4 protein-coding genes are annotated in these 12,742 nt (G+C 73.9%); 3 read left to right on the top strand and 1 reads right to left on the bottom strand.

The window, feature by feature from the left end:
- The first annotated feature begins 155 nt into the window (after positions 1-155).
- Both GA0070612_RS24765 and GA0070612_RS24760 read left to right on the top strand, forming a co-directional pair.
- Positions 156-1,124, top strand: coding sequence for an ATP-binding cassette domain-containing protein (locus tag GA0070612_RS24765; protein WP_088990100.1), 969 nt, complete (start codon positions 156-158; stop codon positions 1,122-1,124).
- A gap of 13 nt (positions 1,125-1,137) precedes the next feature.
- Entirely contained in the window at positions 1,138-1,890 is a 753-nt protein-coding gene (locus GA0070612_RS24760; RefSeq protein ID WP_088990099.1) for an ABC transporter permease, read from the top strand.
- Positions 1,891-1,969: 79 nt separating this feature from the next.
- Here GA0070612_RS24760 and GA0070612_RS24755 read toward each other — a convergent pair whose 3' ends face one another.
- Positions 1,970-2,344: a DUF5988 family protein gene (locus GA0070612_RS24755; RefSeq protein WP_088990098.1), complete on the bottom strand. Its 375-nt coding sequence runs from the start codon at positions 2,342-2,344 to the stop codon at positions 1,970-1,972.
- Positions 2,345-2,649: 305 nt separating this feature from the next.
- Between GA0070612_RS24755 and GA0070612_RS24750 the strand changes: the two genes are divergently transcribed.
- The gene (locus GA0070612_RS24750; RefSeq protein ID WP_088990097.1) at positions 2,650-12,729 is read left to right on the top strand and encodes a type I polyketide synthase; all 10,080 of its coding nucleotides are present in this window, start codon (positions 2,650-2,652) and stop codon (positions 12,727-12,729) included.
- The last annotated feature ends 13 nt before the right edge of the window (positions 12,730-12,742 follow it).

Raw genomic sequence — 12,742 nt, 5'->3', positions numbered from 1 at the left:
GCAGTCTGAGCTGGGCTACGGGCGCTAGGGGGCCCGCTAAGGGTTGTCCGCGTACAGGCCGCTCTCGATGCTGGTTGCGATAGGCGAATGCCGGTACCAGCGCCGTTTCGAGGATTTCCGCCGACGGTGGGATCCCTGTCGAGAGGAGACCACCGATGATCAAGGCGCGGGGTCTGACCAAGACGTTCCAGATCAACAAGTTCACCGTCGAGGCCGTGCGTGGCATCGACCTCGACGTCTCGTCCGGCGAGATGGTCGGCTTCCTCGGCCCCAACGGGGCGGGCAAGTCCACCACCCTGCGGATGCTGACCACGTTGCTGCGGCCCACCTCCGGCGAGGCCAACATCGGCGGCTGCGACCTGCTCAGCGATCCCGCCGGAGTCCGCAGGTTGATCGGCTACGTCGGCCAGAACTCCTCGGCCGGCGTCGAGTACAAGGTCCGCGAGGAGCTGGTCACCCACGCCCGGTTGCAGGGGCTGTCCGCCTCGGCCGCCCGTACCCGGGTCGGCGAGATGCTGGAGCAGTACGACCTGGCCGGCCTGGAGGACCGCATGATCGGCGCCCTCTCCGGCGGTCAGAAGCGGCGCATCGACATCGTGATGGGGGTGCTGCACCGGCCGCCGGTGGTGTTCTTCGACGAGCCGTCCACCGGACTGGACCCGCAGAGCCGCAGCAACCTGTGGGACCACATCCGCAACCTGCGCCGCGAGCACGAGACGACGGTCTTCCTCACCACCCACTACCTGGACGAGGCCGACAGCCTCTGCGACCGGATCCTCGTCATCGACGGCGGCCGGATCGTCGCCGAAGGCACCGCCGACGAGCTGAAGGCCCAGGTCAACGGGGACCTGGTGACAGTGGAAACCTCCGCACCCGCGCAGACCGCCACCGCCGCCGAACGCCTCGACGGGGCCAAGGAGGTCACCGTCGACGGCACGACGGTGCGGTTCCGCATCGCCCGCGGCGACAGCGTCCTGCCCGGCCTCCTGCGCGAACTCGACCGCAACGACGTCGACGTGTTCTCGGTGCAGACCAGCCGGCCGACACTCGACGACGTGTTCCTGACCGTCACCGGGCGCAGCCTGCGCGACAGCGAGACCGCCCCGGCGATGCCGGGCCTGTGAAGTGAGGATCCCCATGTCGTTCCTGCGAGACACCTGGTTGACGTTCGACCGGGCGGTTCGTCCCGCCCTCCGTAGCCCCGGCACACTGATCGTCGGTGTCGCCGTACCCCTGGTCTACCTGGTCCTGTTCGGGCCGTTGCTCAGCGACACCACCGACGAGAGCGGCCTCAGCTCCTGGCAGTGGTTCGTCCCCGGCATGCTCATCCAGCTCGCCCTGTTCATCACCGCCAACGCCGGCTTCTCGCTAATCCCGGACACCCGCTCCGGCGTGCTGGAGCGGATGCAGGTCACCCCGCTCAGCCGGGTCGCCCTGCTCACCGGCCGGGTCCTCAAGGACGTGGTGCTCCTGCTCGTGCAGGCGGTCCTGATGATCGGTCTCGCGTTCATCCTCGGCTTCCGGGCTGACGTACTGCCGATCCTGGCCGGGCTGGTCCTGCTCGCCGTCACCGCGGTCGCGGTCGGCTTCACCTCCTACGGCCTGGCGCTCAAGCTCAAGCACGAGTTCGCCCTGGCCCCGGTGGTCAGCGGCATCGTCGTGCCGCTGATGCTGCTGTCCGGTGTGCTGCTGCCGATGGACCGCGCCCCGGACTGGCTGTACTACCTGTCGCGGGTCAACCCGCTCAGCTACGTCGTCGAGGCCGAGCGGGAGCTGATCAGCGGCCACTACGACCAGCAGGTCGTGCTGATCGGCGTGGCGGTCGCGATCGGCCTGCTGGTCCTCAGCACCACCTGGTCCCTGCGGCTGCTGCGCCGCCAGCTCGCCTGACCTCGCCCGCACCGACGCCGCCGGCCTCGGCGCCACGGCCCCCGCGGGGGCCGTGGCACCGAGGCCGGCGGCGCGTGTGTCAGAAGGCCATCGCGGTACGCATCGACCAGACGAACACGTCGCCCAGCTCCGCGTCGCGCTCGAAGTGCTCGTACCCGTCCAGGTAGCAGATCTTCAGCTTCTCGTTCGCCGCCAGCGTCTTGCTGACGACGAGGCTGCGCGGGATCGCCGGGGGTCCACCGACGAGCATCACCTGCACCACGGAGGTGAGCTGCTCGGCGGTCACCACGGTCGGGGACTGGAACGCCGCCTTCTCGAAATCCAGCGGCGGGTTGGTCGCCGGGTTCGCGGCGTCGTGGCTGAAGTAGTGCTGACCCAGGAACCTGCTCAGATCGGCCGGCGGGCCGAACGGGTCAGTAGGAGCATCGATCGGCGTCAACAGCGTAGTGGTCATTGTTCTGCCTTCCCGAAGAGTCACCCGGTCCTTCCGGCGGAGCCCGGGTCGGCGCTTCCTCACTGCCATCCCGCTCTGCTCCGTGCTTTGTGTATTGAGAATGACCTGGACGCCACCCCCGTAGATATCCCCTACCTACCCCTATCGGCTGGCCGGTATCGGGGTGCCGTCGGGGCGCGCGAGGGTCCGCCGTGACCCCGCAGGGGTTGTTGGCCCACCAGGGCGACCATAGCGTCCTGATTGCGGATCGTCGTATTCCGGCCCAGCTCATTCCGGGTCGCTCTGCCTTGAAGAGGTGGCATCGTATGGCAAGCGAAGAAACGCTCCGGGACTATCTGAAATGGGTCACGACCGACCTGCACAAGGCGCGTCAACGCATTCGGGAACTGGAATCGGCCGGCTCCGAGCCGATCGCCCTGATCGGAATGGCCTGCCGCTATCCCGGCGGTGTGCGCAGCCCCGAGGACCTCTGGCAGCTGGTCGCCGACGGGCGCGACGGCATCGGCGCGTTCCCCACCGACCGGGGCTGGGACCTCGACGGGCTCTACCACCCCGACCCCGACAACCCGGGCACCTGCTACACCCGCGACGGCGGCTTCCTGCCCGACCTGGCCGCCTTCGACGCCGAGTTCTTCGGGGTCAGCCCGCGCGAGGCGATGGCCATGGACCCGCAGCAGCGGCTGCTGTTGGAGACCGCCTGGGAGGCCACCGAACGGGCCGGTATCGACCCGCACCAGCTGCGCGGCACCCGCACCGGCATCTTCGCCGGCACCCCGAGCACCCAGGACTACGTCTCACTGCTTCAGCAGAACCCACCCGAGGGCAGCGAGGGTTACTTCCTCACCGGCACCGCGCCCAGCGTCATCTCCGGTCGGGTCGCGTACCTGCTGGGCCTGGAGGGCCCGGCCGTCACCCTGGACACCGCCTGCTCGTCGTCGCTGGTCGCCCTGCACCTCGCCGGTCAGGCGCTGCGCCTGGGCGAGTGCGACCTGGCCCTGGCCGGCGGCGCCACGATCCTCGCCTCGCCGACCGCCTTCATCGGTTTCAGCCGCCAACGCGGCCTCGCACCCGACGGGCGGTGCAAGTCGTTCGCCGCCGCCGCGGACGGCACCGGCTGGTCCGAGGGGGTCGGCCTGCTCATGCTGGAACGGCTCGGCGACGCCCAGCGCAACGGTCACCCCGTCCTGGCGGTGCTGCGCGGCTCCGCCGTCAACCAGGACGGCGCCTCCAACGGGCTCACCGCCCCCAACGGCCCCGCCCAGCAGCGCGTCGTGCTGCAAGCCCTGGCCAACGCCGGGCTGACCACGGCCGACGTGGACGCCGTCGAGGCGCACGGCACCGGCACCGTCCTCGGCGACCCGATCGAGGCCCAGGCGCTGATCGCCACCTACGGTCAGGACCGACCCGAGGACCGTCCGCTGTGGCTCGGCTCCCTCAAGTCCAACCTCGGGCACTCGCAGGGCGCCGCGGGCGTCGGCGGTGTGATCAAAATGGTCGAGGCGCTGCGCCACGAGACGCTGCCCCGGACCCTGCACGTCGACGAACCCAGCCCGCACGTCGACTGGTCGGCCGGCACCGTACGCCTGCTCACCGAGGAGCGTCAGTGGCCGACCGGGGACCGGCCGCGCCGCGCCGGGGTGTCGTCGTTCGGCATGTCCGGCACCAACGCCCACGTCATCCTGGAGGAGGCCCCGGCCCCCGAGCCGGCCGAGCCGGTCGCCCCGACCTCCGGGGAGCTTCCCTGGCTGATCTCCGCCGGCACCGCCGACGCACTACGCGACCAGGCGGCACGGCTGGCCGCCCACCTCGACGGCGTCGCAACCGCACCGGTGGACGTCGCGCACACCCTGCGTACCGCCCGCTCGACGCTCTCCCACCGCGCTGTGGTCCTCGGCCCGCGCCACCGCGACGGCCTGACCGCCCTCGCCGGCGGCGGCACCGATGCCGACGTCGTCACCGGCACCGCCGTCGCGGACGCCGAGGCGGTCTTCGTCTTCCCGGGCCAGGGCTCCCAGTGGAGCGGCATGGCCGCCGAACTGCTCGACACCGCACCGGCCTTCGCCGGCCGCATCGCCGCCTGCGCCGCCGCCCTGCACCCGCACGTCGACTGGAACCTGCTCGACGTGCTCCGCTCCGACGACCCGAACCTGCTGGACCGGGTCGACGTGGTCCAGCCGGCGCTCTGGGCCGTGATGGTCTCCCTCGCCGAACTCTGGCGCGACCACGGCGTCACCCCGGCGGCCGTGATCGGCCACTCGCAGGGCGAGATCGCCGCCGCGGTCGTGGCCGGCGCACTGTCCCTCGACGACGGCGCGAAGGTCGTCGCGCTGCGCAGCCGGGCCCTGCTCCGACTCGCCGGAACCGGCGGCATGGTCTCGGTCACCGCCCCGCTGCGCACCGTCGAGGACCTGCTGGCCGACGGTCTGACGATCGCCGCCGTCAACGGGCCGTCCGCCGTCGTGGTCGCCGGACCGGCCGACGCCGTGGCAGCCTTCCTGACCCGGTGCGAGGACGCCGGAGTCCGGGCCCGGCGGGTCGCTGTCGACTACGCCTCGCACTGCGGCGCCGTGGAGCCGGTCGAGGCCGACCTGACCACCGCGCTGGCCGGCATCACCCCCGGCCCCGCGTCGGTGCCGTTCCTGTCCACGGTCACCGGCAGCGCCGCCGACGGTGGCACGCTCGACGCCGCCTACTGGTACGCCAACCTGCGCAACCCGGTTCGCCTCGACGAGGCCGTCACCGCCGCGGCCACCGCCGGCAACCGGCTCTTCCTCGAGGTCAGCCCGCACCCGGTGCTGACCGGCGGGATCAGCGACACGGTCACCACCCCGGTTCTGCACACGCTGCGACGCGGCGAGGGCGGCCAGCGACGCGTCGTCCGCGCGCTCGCCGAGGCGCACGTCGCCGGGGCCCCCGTCGACTGGTCCACGGTGCTGCCCGAAGCCCACCGCGTCGACCTGCCCACCTACGCGTTCCAACGGCGTCGGTTCTGGCCGGAACCGGCGCCCGAGCGGATCGCCGCCGACCCCGTCGACGCCGAGTTCTGGGCGGCCGTCGAGGGCGGCGACCTGACCGGCCTCGGCATGGGCCACCTCAACGACGCCGTGGCGCACCTCGGCGAGTGGCGCCGGGAACGCCGCGAACACCGGGCCCTGGACACCTGGCGCTACCGGGTGACCTGGCGTCCGCGCACCGACCTGCCGGAGCCGCGACTGGACGGAGACTGGCTGCTGCTCGTACCGGAGGGCACCGAGCAGGACCTGGTCGCGACAGGCACCGACCAGGACCTGGTCGCGACAGGCACCGAGCAGGACCTGGTCGCGACGATCACCGACCGGATGACCCGGGCCGGCGCGACGGTCACCGTCACCTCCGAGGCGGCGCTCGGCGCGGCGCTGGACGGCCCCGCCCCGGCCGGCGTGCTGTCCCTGCTCGCCCTCGACGAACGGCCCACCGACCAGCACCGCGCCCTCACCCGCGGCGCCGCCGCCACCACCGACCTGCTCGCGGCCCTGCGCGACACCCACCCGCAGACCCCGGTCTGGGCCGCCACCCGGGGCGCGGTCTCGACCGGCCCGGCCGACCCGGTACGCCGCGTCCCGCAGTCGTTCGTCTGGGGACTCGGCCGGGTCGCGGCCCTGGAACAGTCCGCCTCCTGGGGCGGTCTCGTGGACCTGCCGGACACCCTCGACGAGCGCACCGCCGACCGGCTCTGCGCCGTGCTGACCGGCATCACCGTCGGCGACGGAGTCGAGGACCAGGTGGCGGTACGCCCCTCCGGCGTCCTCGCCCGCCGGCTGACCCGTGCCGCCGCCGGCACCGCGCCGACCTGGCAGCCGTCCGGCACCGTCCTGGTCACCGGTGGCACCGGCGGCATCGGCACCGAGCTCGCCCGGTGGCTCGCCCGCAACGGCGCCGACCACCTCGTGCTCACCAGCCGGCGCGGGGCCGCCGCGCCCGGCGCCGCCGACCTGACCGCCGAACTCACCGCGACCGGTGTACGCGTCACCGTCGCCGCCTGCGACGTCGCCGACCTCGATGCGATCACCGCTCTGGTACGGCAGTGCGCCGACGCGGGTGACCCGATCCGCGCGGTCGTCCACACCGCAGGCGTCGCCCAGCACACACCGATCGCCGACGTCACACTCGCCGAGTTCGCCCACGTGCTCGACGCGAAGGTCACCGGCGCGGCGAACCTGGACCGGCTCTTCGGCGAGCCCGGCGACCTCGACGCGTTCGTGCTGTTCTCCTCGGTGGCCGGCACCTGGGGCAGCGGCGGGCAGATCGCGTACGCGGCCGGCAACGCCTACCTGGACGCGCTCGCCGAGGCCCGCCGGGCCCGTGGCTGCGCGGCGACAGCGGTGTCCTGGGGCGCGTGGGGCGGCGGCGGTATGGCCACCAAACAGGAGACCGCCGACCACCTGCTGCGCCGCGGCCTGCCGCCGATGCCGCCCGAGCAGACCACCGTCGCCCTGGCCCAGGCCGTCGCGCTCGGCGAGGCCACCGTCACGGTCGCCGACGTGCGCTGGGACCGGTTCGCCCCGTCGTTCACCGTCGGACGGCCCAGCGCCCTGCTCGCCGACCTGGACGACGCCCGCACCGCACTGACCAACGCGGCCCCCGACGACGACAGCCAGGCCGCGGGGCTGCGTACGCAACTCGCCGGCATGACCCCCGGCGAACGGGACACGTTCCTGGTCGACCTGGTCCGCGCCGAGGCCGCCGCGGTGCTCGGGCACGCCGATGCCTCCGCCGTCACCCCGGACCGGGCACTACGCGACCTCGGCTTCGACTCCCTGTCGGCCGTCGAGTTCCGCAACCGGCTGTGCGCCGCGACCGGCCTGCGGCTGCCCACCACCCTCGCCTTCGACCACCCGAACGCCCACGCCATCGCCAGGCTGCTGCGCGACGAGGTGGCCGGCACGGCACCGGCCCCGTCGGCGAGCCCCGCCACGACCATCGCCGGCACCGACGAGCCGGTCGCCATCGTGGCGATGAGCTGCCGCCTGCCCGGCGGTGTGCGTACCCCGGACGACCTGTGGCAGCTGGTCCTCGACGGTCGGGACGCGATCGGCGACTTCCCGACCGACCGGGGCTGGGACGTCGACGCCCTCTACCACCCCGACCCGGACCACCCGGGCACCAGCTACACCCGCTCCGGCGGTTTCCTGCACGACGCCGCCGAGTTCGACGCCGCGTTCTTCGGCATCTCCCCGCGCGAGGCGCTCGCCACCGACCCCCAGCAGCGGCTCCTGTTGGAGACCGCCTGGGAGGGCTTCGAACGGGCCGGCATCGACCCGCACGCGTTGCGCGGCAGCCGGACCGGCGTGTTCGTCGGCGCGTCCAGCCAGGGCTACGGCGCCGGCGTCCAGAGCGCCCCCGAGGGCACCGAGGGTTACCTGCTCACCGGCACCGCCACCGCTGTCATCTCCGGCCGCATCTCGTACGCCCTCGGCCTCGAAGGCCCGGCGTTGACCGTCGACACCGCCTGCTCGTCGTCGCTGGTCGCCCTGCACCTGGCCGCCCAGTCGCTGCGCCGGGGCGAGTGTGACCTCGCCCTGGCCGGTGGCGTCGCGGTGATCGGCAACCCGATGGTCTTCGTCGAGTTCAGCCGGCAACGCGGCCTCGCCGCCGACGGCCGGTGCAAGGCCTTCGGCGCCGACGCCGACGGCACCGGCTGGGCCGAGGGGGTCAGCGTCCTGGTCGTCGAGCGGCTCCGCGACGCCGAGGCCAACGGCCACCAGGTCCTCGCCGTGATCCGCGGCAGCGCCGTCAATCAGGACGGCGCCTCCAACGGCCTGTCCGCCCCGAGCGGCCCTGCCCAGCAGCGGGTCATCCGGGCCGCGCTCGCCGACGCCGGACTCACCCCGGCCGACGTCGACGTGGTCGAGGCGCACGGCACCGGCACCGTCCTCGGCGACCCGATCGAGGCGCAGGCGGTCATCGCCGCCTACGGTCCCGGCCGCGACGGAACCGACCCGCTGTGGTTGGGCTCGCTGAAGTCCAACATCGGCCACACCCAGGCCGCGTCGGGCGTCAGCGGCGTCATCAAGACCGTCCTCGCGCTGCGGGCCGGAGTGCTGCCCCGCACCCTGCACGCCGACGAGCCGTCACCGCACGTCGACTGGTCCGCCGGCACCGTCCAACTGCTCAGCGAGCCCCGCGACTGGCCGGACACCGGCCGTCCCCGGCGGGGCGCCGTCTCGTCGTTCGGCGTCAGCGGCACCAACGCCCACGTCATCCTGGAACAACCGACCGCCCCGGCGTCGGTCCCGCCGACCGACGGCGGGCAGCTCCCCGCCGTACCCGTGGTGGTCTCCGCAACGACCGCACCCGCCCTGCGAGCGCAGGCGGCGGCGCTGCTCGACCACCTCACCGGCGAGCCCGCCGCGCGCCTCACCGACCTCGGCTGGTCCCTCGCCACGACCCGGGCGGCCCTCGAACACCGCGCGGCGATCGTCGCGACCGACCTCGACGGGGTACGCCTGAGCCTCACCGCCCTGCGCGACGACACCACGGCAGCCGCCCTCACCACCGACGTCACCGTCGACGGGCGCACCGCGGTGATCTTCACCGGGCAGGGCAGCCAGCGGGCCGGGATGGGCCGCGAGCTGTACGACGCCCACCCGGTCTACGCCGACGCGTTCGACGCGGTCTGCGCCCACCTGGACACCCACCTCGACCGGCCGATCCGCGACCTCGTCCTGGACCCGGCGCACGCCGACCTGCTGGACCGCACCGAGTACACCCAACCGGCGCTCTTCGCCGTCGAGGTGGCCCTGTTCCGGCTCTTCGCGCACTGGGGCATCGTCCCGGACTACCTCGCCGGGCACTCGATCGGCGAGCTGAGCGCCGCCCACGTGGCCGGCGTCCTCGACCTGGCCGACGCGGCCGCCCTGGTGGCAGCCCGTGGCCGGCTCATGCAGGCGCTGCCCGACGGTGGCGCGATGGCCGCCGTCCAGGCCGACGAGGCGGAGGTGCTCGCCTCGCTCGACGGGGTGGACGGCCGGATCACCGTCGCCGCGGTCAACGGACCGACCTCCACTGTGGTCTCCGGAGACGAGTCGTCGGTCGAGCAGGTCGTCGCGTACTGGCGCGACGCCGGGCGGCGCACCAGGCGACTCCAGGTCAGCCACGCCTTCCACTCGCCGCACCTGGACCCGATGCTCGGCGAGTTCCGGCGGGCCGCGACCGCGGTGACCTACCGGCCGCCGCAGATCCCGATCGTCTCCACCCTCACCGGACACGTCGCGACCACGGACGAGCTGACCTCGCCGGACTACTGGGTACGGCACGCCCGGGACACCGTCCGCTTCGCCGACGCCGTCCGCGAACTCCACCGCCACCAGGTCCGTACGCTGCTCGAACTCGGCCCGGACCCGGTGCTCGCCGCGATGGCCGAGGAGACCCTCGCCGACCAGCCCGGCCGCGCCGCGGTCGCCGTGGCCGCCCTGCGCGGCGGGCACCCGGAACCGGTCACCGTCCTCACCGCGCTCGCCCGGCTCCAGACCCGGGGCGCCGACCCCGACTGGGCCGCCGTCTACGCCGGCGCCGACGCCCGCCGCGTCCCGCTCCCCACGTACGCCTTCCAGCACCAGCCCTACTGGCTGCACCCGGACCCGGCCGACGCCGCGTCCAGCACCACCGGTCACCCGCTGCTGCACACCGCCATGACGCTCGCCGACACCGGTGAGGTGCTGTTCACCGGCCGTCTGACCACCGCCCGGCAACCCTGGCTCACCGACCACACGGTGCTCGGCACCGCGATCCTGCCCGGCACCGCGTTCGTCGAGATGGCCGCGCACGCCGCCGACCACGTCGGCTGCGGCCAGGTCGAGGAACTCACACTGGAAGCGCCACTCGTCGTCCCGGACGGTGTCGGAACCCGGTTGCAGGTCCGCGTCGGCCCGGCCGACGCCGACGGCCGCCGCGCCCTCAGCGTGCACTCCCGTCCGGACCGCGACGACGACAGCCCGTGGACCCGGCACGCCGCCGGCACCGCGTCCTCGACGCCGGTCACCGAACCCGACCCGGACGAGATCTGGCCGCCCGCCGACGCCACCCCGATCGACGTCGACTTCCTCTACGAGTTCCTGCCCCAGCTCGGATACGGGTACGGCCCGGCCTTCCAGGGCCTGCGCGCGGCCTGGCAACGCGGCGAGGAGACCTACGCCGAGGTCGCCCTGGCCGAGCCGACCGCCGCCGAAGCCGCCCGCTACGGCGTACACCCGGCGCTCCTCGACGCCGCCACCCACGCCATGGGCCTGGCCACCGCGGCCGAGGCGCAGCAGGGACTGAGCCCCACCCAGAGCCGGATGCCGTTCTCCTGGACCGGCATCAGCGTGCACGCCACCGGCGCCGCCGCCGCCCGGGTACGGATCACGCCCAACGGCGACGACGGGGTCCGCATCGACCTCGCCGACCAGACCGGACAACCGGTCGCCACGGTCGGCAAGCTGGTGCTGCGCCCGGTCTCGGTCACCCAGCTGCGGCAGCCGACCGACGAGGCACCCCTGTTCACCGTCGACTGGGCACCCGTCGAGCCGCAGATCGCCCCCGCCGGTGGCCGGTACGCCGTCATCGGCGCACCCGACCCGTTCGTGGCCGACGCGGCGGCCGCCGTGGGATCCCTTGTCGACGACTACCCGGACCTGGACGCGCTGGCCGCCTCCGGAGCCGTACCCGAGCTGGTCTTCGTTCCGGCCCGACCCGGCGGGGACGTCCCCGGCCCGGCGGTCGACGCCTGGCTGGCCCTCGCCCAACGCTGGCTCGCCGACCCGGACTTCGCCGGGGCCCGACTGATCCTGCTCAGCCGCGGCGCGGTCGAACCGGACCCCGCCGCCGACGCCCCCGACCTGGCGCACGCCGCCGCCTGGGGTCTGATCCGCTCCGCGCAGTCCGAGGACCCGGACCGGATCGTGCTCGCCGACGTGGACGACTCGCCGCTCTCCGCGGCCAGCCTGCCCGGTGTCCTCGCCAGCGGCGAACCGCAACTGGCGGTCCGCGACGGCCGCGCCTACGCGCCCCGACTCGCCCGGGCCGCCGCCGCGCCGACCAGCCTGGACATCGACCCGGACGGCACGGTCCTCGTCACCGGAGGCACCGGCGCCCTCGGCGGGCTGCTGGCCCGGCACCTGGTCACCACCCACGGGGTACGACACCTGCTGCTGACCAGTCGCCGGGGACCGGACGCGCCCGGCGTCGAGGAATTGACCGCGCAGCTGACCGCACTCGGCGCGAGCGTCACGGTGGCGGCCTGCGACGCCGCCGACGCCGACCAGCTCGCCCACACCCTCACCGGCGTCCCCGCCGCACACCCGCTCACCGCGGTGGTGCACGCCGCCGGCATCGTCGACGACGGTGTCCTCGCCTCACTGACCCCGCGGCGGGTCGCCGCGGTCCTCGCCGCCAAGGCCGACGCCGCCGGCAACCTGCACCAGCTCACCAGGGACCGGGACCTGACCGCGTTCGTCCTGTTCTCCTCCTCGGCCGGCAGCTTCGGCGGCCCCGGGCAGGGCAACTACGCCGCGGCCAACGCCTACCTCGACGCCCTCGCCCGGCACCGCCGCCACCACGGCCTCGCCGCGATCTCCCTGGCCTGGGGGCCGTGGGCGGTCGGCGGCGGAATGGCTGGACAGCTCAGTGACGCCGACATCAACCGGATGACCAGCTTCGGCATCACCCCGTTCACCGCCGACACCGGGCTGGCCGCGTTCGACGCGGCCGTGGGCGTCGACAACCCCGTCGTCCTGCCCATCGGACTGCGGCCGGCCGCCGTTGCCGGCAACGGCCCGGTGCCGCCGCTGCTGCGCGGCCTGGTCCGTCGCCCCGCCCGGAGGGTCGCCGAGAACACCACCGACGGCGGCGACCCGGCCGAGGCACTCAAGCGGCGACTCGTCGCCACCGCACCCGCCGACCGGCCGCGGGTCCTGCTGGAGATGGTGCAGAGCCAGGTCGCGGCCGTCCTCGGCCACGCCTCCGCCGACGCCGTCCAGCCCGACCGGGGCCTCGTCGAGTGCGGCCTCGACTCGCTCGCCGCCGTCGACCTGCGCAACCGGCTCGCCGCCGCCACCGGCCTACGGCTGCCCGCCACGATCGTCTTCGACCAGCCGACACCCGGGGCGCTGGCCCGCTACCTCCAGGACGAACTGCTCGACGAACGAGCCTTGTCCGCCCTGTCGGTACTCGGCGAACTGGACCGCCTCGAAGCGGGCCTGGCCGCCGTCAGCGCCGACGACCCGGACCGGGCGAAGGTCGCCGGGCGGCTCCGCAGCCTGCTCGACACCTGGACCGGCGCGAACCCAGCACACGACAGCAGCGCCCTGCACGGCGCCACCGCCGAGGAGCTGTTCGACCTCCTCGACGACGAACTCGGCATTGCCTGACCGCATGGAAAAC

The organism is Micromonospora chokoriensis, assembly GCF_900091505.1.
Taxonomy (GTDB): domain Bacteria; phylum Actinomycetota; class Actinomycetes; order Mycobacteriales; family Micromonosporaceae; genus Micromonospora; species Micromonospora chokoriensis.
The sequence above is the reverse complement of the archived record's forward strand: the minus strand, read 5'-3'. Positions and strand labels throughout refer to the sequence as shown.